This window comes from Salinibacter altiplanensis, assembly GCF_002894645.1.
GTDB lineage: Bacteria > Bacteroidota > Rhodothermia > Rhodothermales > Salinibacteraceae > Salinibacter > Salinibacter altiplanensis.
The window spans coordinates 378,022-395,584 of the sequence record NZ_NCQY01000009.1 but is presented as its reverse complement, the minus strand read 5'-3'; the positions used below and the strand labels follow the sequence as shown (position 1 = coordinate 395,584).

At 66.2% G+C, this 17,563-nt stretch carries 8 protein-coding genes and 1 pseudogene; all 9 read left to right on the top strand.

The features are described from left to right. A pseudogene (locus B7R93_RS15695) lies at positions 1–229 on the top strand (MFS transporter); the annotation flags it as partial. Positions 230–566: 337 nt separating this feature from the next. Further along, the gene (locus tag B7R93_RS04930) at positions 567–3,752 is read left to right on the top strand and encodes a SusC/RagA family TonB-linked outer membrane protein (RefSeq protein WP_232798029.1); all 3,186 of its coding nucleotides are present in this window, start codon (positions 567–569) and stop codon (positions 3,750–3,752) included. A gap of 160 nt (positions 3,753–3,912) precedes the next feature. Then, complete coding sequence (locus B7R93_RS04925; protein ID WP_232798027.1) at positions 3,913–5,430, top strand: SusD/RagB family nutrient-binding outer membrane lipoprotein; 1,518 nt, start codon at positions 3,913–3,915, stop codon at positions 5,428–5,430. 103 nt (positions 5,431–5,533) lie between these two features. Next, a complete protein-coding gene (locus tag B7R93_RS04920) occupies positions 5,534–8,161 on the top strand; it encodes a family 20 glycosylhydrolase (protein WP_198598584.1) in 2,628 nt (875 codons plus the stop codon). A gap of 498 nt (positions 8,162–8,659) precedes the next feature. Continuing rightward, positions 8,660–9,685 (top strand): LacI family DNA-binding transcriptional regulator, encoded by a 1,026-nt coding sequence (locus B7R93_RS04915; RefSeq protein WP_232798026.1) that lies wholly within the window; start codon positions 8,660–8,662, stop codon positions 9,683–9,685. A 304-nt stretch (positions 9,686–9,989) separates the two neighbouring features. Beyond that, on the top strand, positions 9,990–11,120 hold the full coding sequence (locus B7R93_RS04910; RefSeq protein WP_232798024.1) for a carbohydrate-binding family 9-like protein: 1,131 nt from the start codon (positions 9,990–9,992) through the stop codon (positions 11,118–11,120). Positions 11,121–11,475: 355 nt separating this feature from the next. Continuing rightward, on the top strand, positions 11,476–13,305 hold the full coding sequence (locus B7R93_RS04905; RefSeq protein WP_103019863.1) for a sodium:solute symporter family protein: 1,830 nt from the start codon (positions 11,476–11,478) through the stop codon (positions 13,303–13,305). Between the two features lie 52 nt (positions 13,306–13,357). Then, positions 13,358–16,294 (top strand): serine hydrolase domain-containing protein, encoded by a 2,937-nt coding sequence (locus B7R93_RS04900; protein WP_103019701.1) that lies wholly within the window; start codon positions 13,358–13,360, stop codon positions 16,292–16,294. Between the two features lie 302 nt (positions 16,295–16,596). After that, the gene (locus B7R93_RS04895) at positions 16,597–17,511 is read left to right on the top strand and encodes an N-acetylglucosamine kinase (RefSeq protein ID WP_103019700.1); all 915 of its coding nucleotides are present in this window, start codon (positions 16,597–16,599) and stop codon (positions 17,509–17,511) included. Positions 17,512–17,563: the final 52 nt, after the last annotated feature.

Here is a 17,563-nt window from a genome sequence, read left to right as displayed (position 1 = left end):
CCCCCCCGGCACGCGTGGGCTCTCCTACGGGTACACGTACCTTGCGATTTTCGGCATCGGGGCGGCGGGGGCAGCCCTGGCCGGTGCGCTGTTGCAGGCCGCAGGCCCCTCGCTTCTGTTCGGCGTGCTGGCGGGCATCGCCCTCCTCGGGGCGGGCCTGAGCGCGTGGTTGGCCGTGCGCCGGGACCGGTGGGCTGACCTGGACGGGGCGGGGGCGCCGTCGCCGTGACGAGGCGGGCTGGGGCCGATGGCGTCCGCGCTGACAACGCCCTCGCGTCCCGCCGTATGCCTCTGCCCCTTGGGACGTACCCTCCGCGACGGCAGATCTGCGAGGAGGAAAAAATGTCCCGTCTTTGGGGCTGGGAGCGCTTCCAAAAAAGAGGTGGAAGCGGTCCCAAAAGATAACAGTTCCTTGATCTAACAGACCCCGTCAGAGTATCATGGAAGCGCATCCAACAGAAGAAGCGTCGACGTGAAGCAACGGCTCGTCCAGACACGGAGGGGCCGGAGTGTCGTCGACCCTGCTTCTGCTGCGCCCCTCCCCATGGACTGTAGGCCGGACTGTCATGTTTGACGTCATCCCTTCGTGCTCGCTTCGCAAGCTCATGTTCGCGGCCGTCCTCGGGGCCTTTCTTGGCGGCGGGCTGTTTGGGGGCGTGCAGGCCGTGCACGCACAAGACGTTGAGGTGACCGGCACCGTCGTGTCCGCCGACACCCAGTCTCCCCTCCCTGGAGTGAACATCCGAGAGGTGGGAAGCGATCGAGGAACGGTCACCGATCCGAACGGAGAGTTCACCCTCGTGGTGGACAGCTCGCAGGACACACTCACATTCTCCTTCATCGGGTACCAAACAAAAACGGTTTCGCTGGACGGGCGCTCAGAGATTCGCGTTGCGCTCCAGACCGAGTCGCAGGAGCTTGAGGGGGTCGTCGTGACGGCGCTCGGCATCGAGCGGCAGCAGCGCTCCGTGGGATACGCGACGAGCAGTATTGAGGCGCAAGACCTCGTCGACGTCACGGAATCCAACCCGGCCACCCTATTGCAGGGAAACGTGCCGGGACTTGTTTTGAGCTCAAATGCCTCCGGCCCAAACGCGTCCTCAAGCATCAACATCCGGGGTGTCTCGTCGATTGCGGGGGATAACGACCCGCTCTTCATCGTAGACGGGATTCCCATCGACAACACGGTCATTGGCGGGGCCGGAAAATTCGGCGGGCGGGATGGGGGAAGTGCGCTATCGGTCGTAAATCCGGAGAACATTGCAGACATCTCCGTGCTGAAGGGGGCCGGGGCCGCCGCCCTGTACGGGACGCGTGCCCGGGACGGGGTGGTGCTGATCTCGACGAAGACGGGCCGTACGTCGGCCCCGGGAGAGGTAAATGTGCAGTACAGCTCGACGGTGACGGCTGAGGATGTAATCAGTGGGTTTTCGGACTTCCAGAGCCAGTACGGCCAGGGCACACAGGGCCGGGCGCCGTCAAACGAGAACGCGGCGGTTAGCGCCGGCCTCTCGAGCTGGGGAGCACCGCTCGGGGCGGTCGATGAGGCCCCGCAGTTTGACGGAGAGGTGCGACCGTACGCCGCCGTGGCCGACCGACAGGGGTTTTACCGAACGGGGCTGTCGCAGAAGCATTCGCTGTCGATCAATGCGGGCTTTGAAGACGCCTCGCTCCGCCTGTCCGGGTCGCACCAAAGCACCGAGAGCGTCGTTCCGAACTCGGGGTACGAACAAACCAACCTCAATCTTCGGGGAAAGACCCAGTTTGGAGGGCTTACGGCCGATGCGAGCGTCACGTACCAGAATGAGCTCACAGACAACCGAACGTTCCTAAACGATACGGCCCGGAATCCGAACTATCTGATTTCGTTTCTGCCGAACAACGTTCCCAAAAGTGCCCTGCGGCCGGGGGAAACCGAGGAGGGGGTCGAGAAGCAATTCACGTCCGACGGCCTTCCCACCAATCCGTACTGGGCCGTGAATGAGTTGGACGCCGACGACGACAAGGACCGCATTTTGGGAAACGTCAACCTCACCTATTCGGTCAACGACTGGCTGTCCCTGCAGGGACAGACGGGGCTCGACTGGTACTCGCTCCGGCGGACGAACGTGGACGCGTTCGGGTCTGCGTTCGAACCGGGAGGATCCATGACCGAGGATACCTACCGGGTATGGGAGAGCAACTCGAAGCTCTTGGCCACCGCAACGCCCACCCTCACCGACGCCCTTTTGCTTCGGCTCGATGTGGGGGGCAGCCTGCGGCATCGGCAGTTCGAGCAGGTGGGGGTCTTCGGGCGAGACTTTAGCATTCCTGACCTGGAAACGATCTCAAACACGGCCAACCCGACCCGGAACTACGACTTCTCAGAAGAGCAGATTCGGTCCTTCTTCGGGTCGGCCGCCTTCACCTATCGGGACTACCTCTTCCTCACGCTGACCACGCGTAGCGACTGGTCGTCCACCCTCCCCGAAGACAACAACCCGTTCGTGTACCCGGCGGTGAGCGGAAGCTTCGTCTTTACGGATGCCTTCGACCTGCCGGACGTACTGAGCTACGGAAAAGTGCGGGCGTCCTGGGCCGAGATCGGGGGCGACACGGATCCGTACCGGACCAGTCTCACCTACGGCATCCTCGGGCAGCATCAGGGACAGGCCCTGGAGACGATCACGCAGCTGAGCGTTCCGTTGCTCGATCTGAAGCCAACCTCGACGCGAGAGGTGGAGCTTGGATTCGAGACGCAGTTTCTCAATGATCGGTTTGGCATCGACTTTACCTGGTATCGCCGAAGCACGGTCGATCAGATCCTGGACGTGACCGTTTCGCCGACCTCGGGCTACACGGCCCGGACGGCCAACAGTGGCGAGATTCAGAACACAGGCGTGGAGCTGCTTCTGACGTCGGTCCCCTACTCGACGGAGGACTGGAACTGGGATTCGAGGGTCAACTTCGGGGCAAACCGGAGCGAGGTCGAATCCCTCGCCCCAGGGCTCGATGTGCGGGTCGGGGCGGAAAACCGCATCGGCACGGCCAACATTGCCCAGGTCGCGGGGCAGCCCGCCAACGCCATTTACGGGAACACATACGTCCGCGACGATCAGGGGCGCATCGTCCACGGGGAAGATGGGCTTCCCCTGTCCGGGGAGAAAGAGGTGCTGGGCACCGGCGCGCCCGACTGGACGCTCGGCTTCTCGAACACCGTCTCGTACCGGAACGTCAGCCTGAACTTCTTGGTCGACGCGAAGTGGGGCGGCAAGGTCTTGTCCGGGACCAACGCCAATGCCTACAGCAACGGCCTGCACGAGGCAACGCTCACCGGCCGCGCCGCCTGTGACGAGCAGGCCGGCCCGAACGGGCAATACCCGGAGGATTGCTTCGTCGGGGAGGGCGTCGTGGGAAGCGTTACCGGGGAAGGAGAGGTGGACGTCGATCGGGAAAACGATGTCGGCGTCCGCCCCTCCGAGTACTACGGGGAGATCGCCGGGCAGATTGCCGAAGAGTTTGTCTACGACGCGAACTTCATCAAACTCCGTCAGCTCCGATTGAGCTACGACCTGCCGAGCAGCGTGATGAACCGTGTGCCGGCGCGCAGCGCAAGCGTCTCGGTCGTGGGGCGAAACCTGTTCTACCTGCACGACTCGGTGCCGAATATCAGTCCCGAGTCCAGCTACAACAGCGAAGCCACCCCGGGCTTTGAGCAGGCGGGGGTTCCCCAGTCCCGAAGCATTGGTGCGTCGGTCAATCTCCAATTTTGACCCCAGGCCCAACCGACCTCCTCTGCCCTCCCACGTACTTCTACCTACGTCCGCCATGGTGTCGACTTGCTCGAAAGCTACTCGCCTCACGTCTCTTCTCTCGGTCGGAGTCCTCGCGCTTCTCCTCGTGTCCTGTGACGGGGTTGGAGACTTTGGGGACATGAACAAGGACCCCACGACCGCCAACGATCCAAACCCGGACCTTGAGTTCACCACCCTTCAGCTCGGGGTGTCGGGGAGCCGGTTCGAGGTGTGGCGCACGAATTTGATTTATGCGATGCCGATCGTGCAGCACATCGCGAACCCGGGCTTCTACGCGGGGAACTTCAACCAATACGTGAGTGCATGGTCGGCGTCCCTCTTTGACACGCGATACGGAGGAGGGCCCAATGGGTCGAACTTCCTCCGCACTGTCACCAACACGAATACCCTCATCAGTGAGCTAGAGGGAAAGCCCGAGCAGGTCAACCGGCTGGCGGCCACCCGGATCATGCGCGTGCTTACCTTTCAGCGCCTCACCGACGTCTACGGAGACATTCCGTACTTCGAGGCGGGAAAGGGCACGTTGGAAGGCGAATTTACCCCTCACTACACGCAACAGGATAGCATCTACAGGGACCTGCACGACGAGCTCCGAGGGGCGGTCGACCAGTTCGACGCGTCGCAACCGACGTTCGGGGGGGCTGATCTGTTCTTCGGAGGCGATGTTGAGCAGTGGAAACGGTTTGCCAACTCGCTCCAGCTGCGCCTGGCCCTGCGCCTCGTGAAGGTGCGTCCGGACCTGGCCCAGAGCTGGGCCGAGGAGGCCGTCCGTGCCGACGGGGGCGTCATGAAGAGCATCGACGATGATGCGTACGTGTCCCACGAAACGGGGCCGTCAGGCGGCCCTGCGGGCTTTAACACGAACGCCAATAGTGAGGTGATGCAGAACTTCCCGGGACAGTGGCTCAGCGAAACGTTCGTGGACTGGCTGCAAGACAAAGCGGACCCGCGCCTCACAGAGTACGGGGTGCTTGCGCCGGAAGGCCTCGACGGCACGCTGGTCGAAGATCCGGCCCAGCAGCGCGGCCTGCCCAACGGGTTCGACAACAACGAGCTCGCCGACAGTGACGAGTACACCGACGACCTCGACCAGTACACGCGCATCCATCCCAACCTGCGAGGGCTCGACGCCCCCATGTTCTTTCAGACATACGCGGAGGTGGAGCTGATGCTCGCGGAGGCGAAGGTGCGGGGCTGGAACGTCCCCGGGTCGGCGGAGGCCCACTACGAGGACGGAGTGCGGGCGGCCATGAACTCGATCACCCGGTACGGAGACGACACCAGCGTCAGCGAGTCGGAGGTTGGGCAGTATCTCTCCGATAATCCCCTGCCCGGCGGCAAAGAGGCACGTCTACGGGCCATTAACAATCAGTACTGGGCCGCCACCTTCTTCAACGGGATTGAGTCCTGGTCGAACTGGCGGCGGTCGGGCTATCCGGAGCTGACTCCCGCGCCGGAGGAGGGGGACACAGGGGGAGAACTGATCCGCCGCCTGGACTACCCCCAGAGTGAGCGGGACCTCAACGGAGACAACTACCAGGAGGCCCGTGAGCGACAGAACATTTCTCAGTCAGACCGCCTTACGGCCCGCGTGTGGTGGGACTGCGGGGCGTACGCCGAACAGTGCGCCGAGTAAGTTCAGAAGCGTTCTCCACTGCTTCCTAAAAGAATCCATGGAGGAGGGCCGAGGTCGGCCCTCCTTTTTTGTGTTCGTTTTGCCCCTGTGCTCCGTCCGTTTTATGCGCACCGTCGTACTTTCCCTGCTACTGCTTGTTGGTGGGGCCTTGACCGCGAAGGCCCAGCCCGACCCCGCCTCCGCGCATCCCTCCGCCGCCGACCTTTCGATCCGGTGGGGGGGGGAGACGAATCAGGTCGACAACGGCCGCCGATTCCGGGCGTCGTTCACAATCGAGAATCACGGAGCCGCCGCGCTGGGTGGCACCAACTGGACGCTCTACTTCAACTTCTCACGTCAAATGGCCCCGGAGAGTGTGACGGCGCCGGTGCGCATCACGCGCATCAACGGGGACTTCTACAAGCTGGAGCCGGACGACAACTTTTCCCCAATCGGGCCCGGCGACCGGCTGCAGTTCACGGTGGAGGCCCCGGGATCGCTCATCAAGCGCATTGATGCCCCCGCGGGCTTCTATGTCGTGTTTGCGGACGGGGAGGGCCGGCCCACGCCGCCGGCCGCCGTGTCGGACGTCACGATCGAGCCCTTCACGCGCCCCGAGCAGACGACACGAGGCCCGAACGACGTGTGGCCCATGCCGACCCCTGCGGCCCGGTACGCCGAGAACACCGCCGTGTCGACGCGCCCCCCCGAAGCGAAGGGACGCATCGTCCCTACTCCGGATTCGGTCGATCGGCGGCCCGGATCGTTTCTGCTGGGGGCAGACGCGACCATCGGGTACGAGAAAGGCCTGGCCGCCGAGGCCCGTCAGCTCGCGGACGGACTGGCCGCGGCGCTGGGACGACGTCCCCGCACGACGAAAACGGACTCTGCCGCCGCCATCACGCTCCGCCGGGCCCCAGTGACGCCGGCCGCGGCCGACTCGGTCCGGGATGAGGCCTACCGGCTTGCGGTCGATCCGGACACGGGCATCACCATTACGGGCACGACCGACGCCGGCGTGTTCTACGGCGTGCAGAGCCTGGAGGCCTGGCTGCCCGTGGCGGCCTACCGGGTGCCGTCGCCGCCGGTGGCGGTGCCCGCCGCCCGCATCGTCGACGGGCCCCGATTTGACTATCGGGGGCTGCACCTCGACGTGGCCCGCAACGTCCAGTCGGTAGCGGCGGTAAAGCGGCTCCTCGACGTCATGGCCTTCTACAAGCTGAACACCTTTCACTTTCACCTCACCGACGATGAGGGATGGCGCCTCGCCGTCGAGGGCCTGCCCGCGCTGACCCGTGTGGGCGGCCGCCGCGGCCACACGCTCGATGAGCGGGAGCACCTGATGCCGTCCTACGGGTCGGGGCCGAATCCAGCGCCCGAGGCCTCACGTGGAAGCGGCTGGTACAGCCGGGCTGACTACCTCGACATCTTGCGCTACGCGAATGCGCGTCACATTACCGTCATGCCCGAGATCGATGTGCCGGGCCACGCCCGCGCCGCTATCCAGGCCATGGAGGCCCGGACACGCCGACTCCGGGCCGCGGGGGATACGGCGGCGGCCCATGCGTACCGGCTTCGGGATCCGGCCGACACGTCCAGCTACGAGTCTGTGCAGGGGTGGGACGACAACGTCATGAACGTGTGTCGGCCGTCCACCTACCGGTTCCTGTCGACGGTCGTCGACGAGCTTCGGGGCCTGCACGAGACGGCGGGGGCGCCGCTCCCGGCCCTCCATGTGGGGGGCGATGAGGTGCCGGAGGGCGTGTGGGCGGGTTCCCCCCTCTGTGACGACTACATCGCGCGCACCGAAGGGGTCGACGAGGCCGAGGCCCTCTTCGGCCACTTTCTGGGCCGGTTTCAGGACACACTGGCCGCACGGGGCATTGCCATGGCGGGGTGGGAAGAGGTGGGGCTGGAAGAGGCCGATCACCGGTCCGCAACCACGACGCCGAACGAGGCCCTGGTCGACGAAAACGTTCGTCCCTACGTCTGGAGCAACATCTGGGGCGGTGGGACCGAGGACCGCGCCTACCGGCTGGCCAACGCGGGCTACGATGTGGTGATGGCGCAGGCCACCAACTTCTACTTCGACATGGCCTACAGCAAGCACCCCCGAGAGGACGGCTACTACTGGGCGAGCTTCGTCGATGCGAAGGCCCCCTTCGCCTTTGTCCCCTTCGATCTCTACAAGAGTGCCGACCGCACCGCCATGGGGCGGCCAATCGATCCCGACACGGCCTTTGCTGATCGGGTGCGGCTCGCCGATTCCGCCCGAACAAACATTCATGGCCTGCAGGGGCAGCTCTGGGGGGAGACCCTGCGCGACCCCGACCGGATGGAGTACATGGCTGTCCCTCGACTCTTGGGGCTCGCCGAGCGCGCCTGGGCTCGGCGGTCCGGCTGGGCAACGATCAACGACACGGAGGCGCTGCGGGCCCGCCGGGCCGACGCCTGGACCGCGTTTGCAAATCGACTGGGCCGCCGCGAGCTTCCTCGTCTGAGCGTCCGGCACCCGAACTGGTCCTACCGTCTGCCGCCGCCTGGAGGCACGGCCGCGGACGGCCCCCTGAAGGCGAACGTGGGCCTGCCGGGCCTGCCGATCCGCTACACAATGGACGGCACCCGTCCGACCGCCACGTCGCCCCGATATACCGGTCCGGTGTCGGTCCCAGACGGAGCGACCGTCCGGCTGCGGACCTTCGATACGCGTGGCCGGGGCGGACGGACCGTCACGGTTCCCACGTCCCCGTAAGATGCCTCCGTGGGGGCCTGAGAACTGTTTTGATTTCTGTCTCGGGGCTCCGAGCGGCAGTGAGGGCCTGCACATCGCCTCTGGGCTTAGGCGGTCGCACTCTGAACGCACTTCACGGCACGGCAGCACTAGCTTCGCGTCGTTGGCGCTCAGGGTGCCCCATGACAGCCCTCGACCATGTGCCGATTTTCGGCTCCTCGATGCTCGCGCTTCTCATTCGATCCAAAATTAAAACAGGTTCTTAGGGGAGGATCTCCCCACCGTCGGAGGACCGGAGGGGGGTGCGTTCGGCCCAGGGCCGCCTCTGCAAAGAGTGCTCGTGGGGGAGGCGGGGGCCTCTTTCGGAGACGATGAGGGAGCTCACAGGTTGTCTCCTTCATCGCAACACCGTATCTTTTCAAACCATCAAGATTCCCCTACGAGGCATACCTCTACGTCCCCGTCGACTCCGTTTCCGCGGGGGACTCGTCGACCTCCCAACACCTGCCCCATCCCGCCATGGAAGACGACATGACCATTGACCAGGTCGCTGAGCTGGCGTACGTCTCCCGGTCGGTGGTGTCCCGTGTGCTGAATGATCATCCGAATGTAAGCGCGGAGGCCCGAGAGCGGGTGCTGCGGGTGATCGAAGAACATGACTACCGCCCCAGTTCGGTTGCCCGGAGCCTGGCCACCGATCGATCCTTCGAAGTGAGTGTCCTTACGCCCCGGCGAGGGGACGAGTCCCTGGCCAATGGCTACTGGCCGTTGCTGTATTCGGGGCTTTTTGAGCGAGGCCTGGAGCGGGGGTACTTCGTGTCGCTGTCGATGGTCTCTGATCAGGTCGAAGACGAGATCGAAGACCGGGCCCGGGACGCGCGATTCGACGGGTACGTTCTGGTCACGACGGAAGTTACGGACCTCGTCGCCTCTACGCTCGACGCGGATGGGGCCCCGACGGTGCTGATTGGCCAGGATTCCAGTTGGGACGCCTTCAGCTCCGTCGACATCGACAACGCGCAGGGCGGATACGAGGCGGGGCGCCACCTCTGCGACCTCGGGTACGAAGAGATTGGACTGATCCTGGGAAGTCGAGACCTTGAGGAATCCACGCATCGACGGCGGGGCATTGAACGGGCCCTGTCGGAGGCCGGTGTTGCGGTGGCGGACCGGCACGTGGCCGAGGGGGACTACTCCCAAGAGAGCGGGCACGCCATCGTCCAGGCGTGGGCGGAGCGGGCGCAGATGCCCCGGGCCCTGTTCTGTGCGAGCGACACAATGGCGATGGGGGCATTGCTTGCGCTCAACGAGTGTGGATACAAGGTCCCCGAGGAAGTCGCGATCGTCGGGTTCGACGATCTACCCGCAGCCCAGTACGCCATTCCCCCGCTCACGACGGTCCGCCAGCCGGTGTACGAGAAGGGCCAGGCGGCGATCGACCTGCTTGTCGACCAAATCGAGACCGCCGAGACCGACCCTGTTCACACGGAGCTTGCGCCGGAGCTCGTGGTGCGGCAGAGCTGCGGGGCCCAGCAGGAAACGTAGCCCGAGGTGCGTCCCATCCCACGGCCGTCGGCAGCGTTGCTGCGCCCAAGAACGAAAGGGGACGGGGAGGAGGCGGACATCCCACCTCTGCGGGGCATGCTGCTGCTAGGAATGGGTCTGCCATCCGAGGCCCGGGCGGGACACGTCTCCGGGGGGGCGAACGCCAGGCTCTCCGCCGTAGAGACCGCAGGGACGTACTGCCGATGAGGGTTTGGAAGCGGTTCCGATCTCCGGTTTTCGTTGCGGACCGATCCTGTGCCTTCTATTCTGTGAGGCGCTGCTCTCCCCGTCGGCCCGTGGTTCCATGCAACGCATCCTCCTGAGTACGATCTTCGGGGTGTTCGTCTTTGCTCTCGTGGGGGGCGAGCCGGGTTCTGCCCTGATGGGCCGGTCGGAGCGTACTGCGGGGAGGAACACTGCGGCCGAAACGGACCCGCGCACCTACGCCATCTACCGCGCGTCGGGCCCGATCACCGTGGATGGGCAGCTCGACGAAGGCGGCTGGGCCGCGGCGCCGTGGACGGCCGACTTCGTGGACATCCGTGGGCAGGACGCCCCGACGCCCCGGTTTCGGACGCGGGCCAAGATGCTGTGGGACGACGAGGCCCTCTACGTCGCGGCCACGCTTGAAGAGCCGAACGTGTGGGCCACCCTCACCCAGCGCGACACGGTCGTGTACTACGACAACGACTTCGAAGTCTTCATCGACCCCACCGGCACGACGCACAACTACTACGAGGTGGAGATCAATGCCCGAGAGACGGTCTGGGACCTGATGCTCCTGAAGCCCTACCGGGATGGCGGGCCGGCCCTCGACGCCTGGGACATGCAGGAGCTCGAAGCGGCGGTCGACGTGAAGGGGACGCTCAACGATCCGTCGGACACCGACGAGGGGTGGACGGTGGAGCTGGCGCTGCCCTGGAGCGCGCTGGAGGAGGCGGCGCCGGACGGGCGGCCTCCGCGGCCTGGGGAACAGTGGCGCCTGAATTTCTCGCGGGTGCAGTGGCCCACCACGGTCGTCGAGGGCCGCTACGAAAAAGACATCGACACCACTGAGGCCCATCCGGAGGGCAACTGGGTGTGGTCGTCACAAGGAGCCATCGACATGCACCGGCCTGAGCACTGGGGCATCGTGCAGTTTGCGGACGCCGAGGTGGGCACCGCCGCGTCCGTGTCCGTGGACGAGCGGCCCAACCGGCGCATTAAGGCGGCCCTGCGGTGCCTCTATCATCGTCAGCGGGCCCACCACGACGAGCATGGCACGTACGCCACTGCCCTTTCGGCCCTCAACGCCTCGGATGTTCAGCTTCCCGAACGCGACTTTGCGCCCACGCTCCGGACGACCCAGACGATGTACGAAATCTCGGCGCCCGGGGTGGAAGGAACGACCGTACACATCCGCCAGGACGGAAGGGTCTGGGTGACCGGGAAGTGACGCAGGGGGAAGGCGACGGGCACCCGCCGCTGTCTTTTGCGGGAGCCGTCACGCGTGGCGGAGGGACGTTCGGTCACACGTCAAATCAAGCAGCCGTTTCGTTGTCCGCCATGATTAGTCGCCATCGATTCTTGGAATCCACTGCGGGCCCGGCCCGGGGGCGAATCTCAGATCCTGGACCGTTCCGGGTGCACGAATGTGGGTGGGGAGACGAACCGGTGAGCCGCGGGCGTTGGCCGGTGGGCCTCTGCGTGGCCGCCGTGGATCCGCCCGAATGAGGAGGCCTGTGCCGCGGGGAACGCCTGATCCGTTTGCCCCCGTCTGTCGTCCATTTTTCTTCTGGTTGGTCCCCCTCCTGCACGTGACACGCTTCGACTGGTTTTTTGTCGTTGCCTACTTGATCCTCTCCTTCGGCATCGCGCTCTACTTTTACCAGCGCGCCGGGGAGGACACCTCGGAGTTTTTCCTGTCGGGCCGCGCGATGCCCTGGTGGCTGGCCGGGACGAGCATGGTGGCCACCACGTTTGCGGTGGACACGCCGCTTCTGGTGACGGAGATCGTGGCGGAGAACGGCATCGCAGGGAACTGGCTCTGGTGGAACGCCGCCATCGGCGGCATGCTGACGGTTTTTTTCTTTGCCCGCCTCTGGCGCCGCAGCGGCGTGATGACCGATGTCGAGTTCGTCGAGTTCCGGTACAGCGGGCGGGTGGCGGCCTGGCTGCGCGGCCTCAAGGCGCTTTTCTTCGGCCTCCTGCTGAACATCCTCATCATCGGGTGGGTGTCGCTGGCGATGGAGACGGTGATCGACCGGCTCTTCCCCGACCTCGCCCTGTTTGGCCACTCGGCAATCACGGTGCTGGGGCGGGAGATGAGCGCCGCGCTCGTGGTGACCGGGGGGCTCATTCTGGTGGTGGCCGTCTACGCCCTGCTCTCGGGCCTGTGGGGGGTGATGGTGACGGACCTGTTCCAGTTCGTGGTGGCGATGGGGGGCACCATCACGCTTGCGTTTCTTGTGCTCGACATGCCGGAGGTCGGCGGGGTGGCGGGGCTCCGCGCGCAACTTCCGGACGAGACGTTCACCCTGCTGCCCACGATTGGGGGCGCGGCGGAAGGGGCGGCCACCTTTTCGCTTTCGGCGCTGGCCTTCGCGGCCTACGCCGGGGTGCAGTGGTGGGCCAGTTGGTATCCGGGGGCCGAGCCGGGCGGCGGCGGCTACATCGCGCAGCGCATGATGAGCGCAAAGGACGAACCCAACGCGCTCTTCGCGACGCTCTGGTACACCATTGCCCACTTTTGCCTGCGACCGTGGCCGTGGATCATTGTAGCGCTGGCCGCGCTGGTGCTCTATCCGGATCTCGATGAGCCGCGCGCCGGGTTCGTGCTGGTGATGAAGGACGTGCTGCCCCCCGGACTGCTCGGGCTCCTCTTCGCGTCCTTCCTGGCGGCGTTCATGAGCACGGTCTCCACCCAGCTCAACTGGGGCGTCTCGTACCTCGTCAACGACTTTTGGGGGCGCTTCGTGCGGCCCGAGGCGGACGAGGCCCACTACGTGCTCGTCTCGCGGGTCCTCACGTTCGGGGTGGCCCTGCTGAGCCTGGTCGTAACCCTCTTCCTCGACACCATCGCCGAGGCGTGGGGCCTGCTGCTGTCCGCCTCCGCCGGGCTGGGGCTCGTCCTCGTCCTGCGCTGGTACTGGTGGCGCGTGAACGCGTGGAGCGAGATGGCGGCCACCATCGCCCCGATCGGACTGACCGTGGGGGCCCTCGTGCTCAACGCGTTCGGCGTCCAGGTGCCGGGCCTGCAGGCGGACTTCCCCCTGAACCTCTACTCGGTGGTCGGGTTTACGACCGTCGTCTGGCTCGCGGTTACCTTCCTCACCCGCCCGACCGACGCGGAGACCCTCGATGCGTTCTACCGAAAAGTCCATCCCGGCGGGCCCGGCTGGGCGCCCGTGGCGGCGCGTCACCCCGACGTGACGCCGGACTCGGGCCTCGGCCGCCTCGCGCTGGACTGGCTCATCGGGGTCGTGCTCGTGTACAGCACCCTCTTCGGCACGGGCTATCTCATCCTGGGGGAGACGCTCTGGGGGGCGGGCTGCGTCGCGGTTGCGCTGACGGCGGCGACGTACCTGTGGCGGGATCTGCAGCGGGACGAAATCTCGCTGATCGGAATGGACAAAGAGTAACGGAAACGGGGGGGAGAGAGATGTCTGTATGTTCTGAAGGCTGCATCTTCCCATGACGGCTTCATTGCGTCGTTCTCTTATGGCCGCGGGCCTTACGGTGGCGGCTGTCGTTGTCTCTGTCACGGTCGGTGCCCCTGGCTCTGCCCCCCTCGCGGCGGGGCTCTTGGGCTCGCCCTCCAGGGCGCCCGATACGACAGACGGCACGGAGGCGGACTGGGCGGAGCAGCAGCTTCAGAGCATGACCCTCGACGAGAAGATTGCGCAGCTCTTCGTGGTCCGGATCGACGGGGAATTTCAGAACGCGAACGCCCCCTCCTACCGCGAGACTGCCACCCTCGTCGAAGAGTTTGGGGCGGGCGGGCTCATCTTTGGGCCCGGTGCGCCCATGACCCAGATTGCGATGGCCAACGACCTGCAGGCCAAGGCCGAGCGGCCCCTCCTCGTGGCGCAGGACACGGAGTGGGGTGTCGGCATGCGCATCGACGAGGCGACCTCGTTCCCGCCGGCCATGGCGATCGGGGCCACACGGGACGCCTCGCACGCCTACCGGGTGGGCTACGCAACGGCCCGCGAGGCCCGCGCGCTCGGCGTGCACCAGCTTTACGCGCCGGTGGCAGATGTCAACAACAATCCCAAAAACCCCATCATCAACGTTCGCTCCTTCGGCGCGTCGTCCTCGCTGGTGGGCACGATGGCCTCGGCCTTCACGCGAGGGGCGCAGCGGGGCGGCACCCTCGCGACGGTAAAGCACTTTCCCGGCCACGGCGACACGGACGTCGACTCCCACATCAACCTGCCCATCCTCCGGTTCGACCGGGGTCGCCTTGACTCCCTCGAACTGGCGCCGTTCCGGCAGACCTTCGATGCGGGAGTGCAGAGCGTCATGACCGGCCACCTCGCCCTGCCCGAGATCGCGGCGGACAGCGTGCCGGCCACCCTTTCCCGTCCCCTGACCCACGGCCTGCTGCGGGCCGAGCTCGGGTTCGATGGGCTCGTGGTGACCGACGCCCTCAACATGCAGGCCGTCACCCGCACGTTCGGCGTCGGCGAGACGGCGGTGCGCGTGCTGGAGGCCGGGGCGGACCTGGTGCTCATGTCCACGAACGCGCACGCGGCGCATCAGGCCGTCCGGCGGGCGGTGACCCACGGGCGCATCGACACGACCGAGATCAACGACTCGGTCCGGCGGCTCCTCGCCATAAAGCAGGACCTCGGTCTCCACGAGACCCGAGCGGTCTCGCTCGACACGACCCGACACCGCGTGGCACAACGGTCCCACGAGGTGCTCTCGCGCACGGTGGCCCGCGAGTCGCTCACGCTCCTCGCGAACGCAGATTCGCTGCTTCCCCTCACGCCGCCGGAGCAGTACGACGCCCTCGCCGTTACGCTTAGCGACAGCGAGTACCCCGGCACGGGCGACACGTTCGTCGACCGGCTCCGAGAGCAGCCCGCCATCGAATCGCTCGACACACGCCGCCTCGACCCGCGCTCCGACTCGACGGATGTAAAGGGCCACCTCGCGGATGCGTCGGACCACGACATCGTAATCGTGCCGTCTTTTCTCCGCGTGCAGGCGTGGAGCGGGTCCATCGGTCTCAGCGACAGGCACCACGACTTCCTCGAAGACCTGGCGGGCACGGACACGCCGGTCGTGTTCGTGGCCTTCGGGAATCCCTACGCCCCGACCGACCTGGCGCCCACCCCGGACGCCATCCTGACCGCTTACGGCTCCGGCGACGCCTCACAGCGGGCCGCGGCCCAGGCGCTCGGCGGGGGCACCGGCACGCCCGGGCGCCTGCCCGTCACCATTCCGGGCGTGGCCGAGAGGGGCGACGGCCTCGGCCTCGACCCTGTCTCGCCCCGCGAAGGATTTCCCGAATCGGTGGGGATGGAGGGCCCACGCCTGGCCCGCCTCGACACGCTGTTCCGGTCGGCCATGCTTGACGAGGCATTCCCGGGGGGTGCCGTCGCCGTGGGGCGCGGGCCCGCCCTCGCCAAGCTCGACGCCTTCGGCTACCGCACCTACGAGGAAACCACGCCCGTGCAGACCGGCACACAGTACGACCTCGCCTCACTTACGAAGGTCGTGGCCACCACCACGGCCGTCATGAAGCTCTACGAGGCCGACTCGCTTGCCCTCGACGCCCCGGTGGCCCGCTACCTCCCTGCGTTTGCCCAGAACGGCAAGGAGGCGGTCACTGTGCGCCAACTGCTCGCTCATTCGTCGGGGCTGAAGTCGTACCTGGGCCCCAGTGAGCGCGGGCCCACCCGTGCGGCGCTCCTCGACACCCTCATGGCCCAGCCGCTCACGTACACGCCCGGCACCCAGTCCACGTACAGCGGGCTCAACGCGATCACGCTCATGCGCATCGTGGAAACGGTCAGCGACCGGTCGTTCGATGCCTTTTGCCGGACGCACATCTTCGAGCCGCTCGGGATGGACCAGACCGGCTTCTACGACGCCGGCGCCACCCGTGACTGGGTGGCCCCGACCACCGACACGGCGGGGACGCGGCGCCACGGAAGCGTGCACGACCCAATGGCCCGTGACATGGGGGGGGTGTCGGGAAACGCAGGGCTCTTCTCGACGGCCGAGGACCTCGCCCGCTTCGGGTACATGTTGACCCACGAGGGCCGGATCGATGGGCGACAATTCCTGGAGCCGGAAACGATCAAGACGTTCACGGCACAGACCGATGTGCCGGGCAGCACCCGAGCACTCGGGTGGGACACGAAAAGTCCGGAGGGCTACTCCTCGGCGGGGGGTGAATTTTCCGCGTCGAGCTTCGGCCACACCGGCTACACGGGCACCTCGTTTTGGGTGGACCCGGCGGAGGATCTCTTCTTTGTCCTGCTCACGAACCGCGTGTACCCGGACGACACCGCTGATCAAATTACGCAGGTCCGTCCCCGGGCGGCCAACGTGGTTCACCGTGCACTGAAAGGCCCCCCTCGTCCGCTGCTCCCCGGGCCTGCGCCGAAGCAGTGATCCTTTTCCGAGCGGGTTCGCGCAGCGGTCGCTGTCCGGCGGGACGGCGCCGCTCGCCAGGGGCGCTTTTTTGCCTGGAATCGGTCCCGATCTGGCCGCTGGGTCCCGTGTGCCCCGATACGAGCAGCCCACTGGGGGAAGGGGGGGGTGGAACCGCTTCCATCTTCCGGGGACGCGTTCCAGTTCTGTCCTCCAGTTCCTATACTGACTCTCGCCGTAGCGAAGCCGTTGGTCAACCGGCGGCTGTGGGCGAAACACCCGCATGCATCCCGCACCCCATTTTCGACACCGGCTCTGTCTCTGTGCCTGCAAATCACTTCTTCGCCGGACTCGATGCCGGCGGTTCCAAGACGCTGCTGCTCGCCGAATGCGAGGCCCTTCCGGAACGAATCGACCGGCATGGGCCTGCCGCAAACCCGCAACGAGTAGGGGTGGACCGGTCGGTCCAGGTGCTGTCCGGCCTGGTGCAGAAGACTGTTCGGGCCCAACGGCCCGTCGACCACCTGTCGGTCTGTGCGGGGGTGGCCGGGGCCGGTCGCCCCGACGAACAGCAGGCGCTCGCCGATCGGCTTCGTTGCGAACTCGGGGACGACGCGGGGTCGGTCTCCGTAGAGGTTGTGCATGACGCCTGTATTGCCTTGGACGCGGCCTTCGACGCGGAGAGTGGGCTTGTGGTGATTGCGGGCACTGGCTCTGTCGTGCTTGCCCGGACGCGGGCGGGGGCGGCCCACCGGGTTGGAGGGTGGGGGCACCTTCTGGGGGATCCGGGCAGCGGGTACGCCGTGGGACAGGCGGGCCTGCGGGCCGTCGCGGAGGCCTTCGACGGAGGGGCCGACACCTCTCTTCGTCCCCGCATCGCCGAGGAGTATGACGTTGACGAACGGGCCGCCCTCATCCACTGGGTGTATCAGGACCGGCCGGCCCTCCAAGACGTGGCCCCGCTTGTGATTGAGGCCTCCGCGGATGGGGACGCGGTGGCGACAGACATCCTGGACGCCCAGGTTGCCAGGCTGGTGCGGCAGGTTGAATGGCTGCTCAGCGAGACGGACGATGTAGCGCCCCGAGTTGCGCTGCTTGGGGGGATGCTCCGAAACGAACACTACGCAGGGGTGCTTCGTCGCGTCCTTGCCGACCAGATCCCCGACTGGTCTGTAGAGGTGCTTCGGCATGAGCCGGTCGTGGGGGCGTTGCGTCGTGCTCGTCGCCTGGACGAATGAGAAACCGCCATGTGCCCCGCTTTCCTCGGTGTCTGTGATTGCCTGGGAGCGT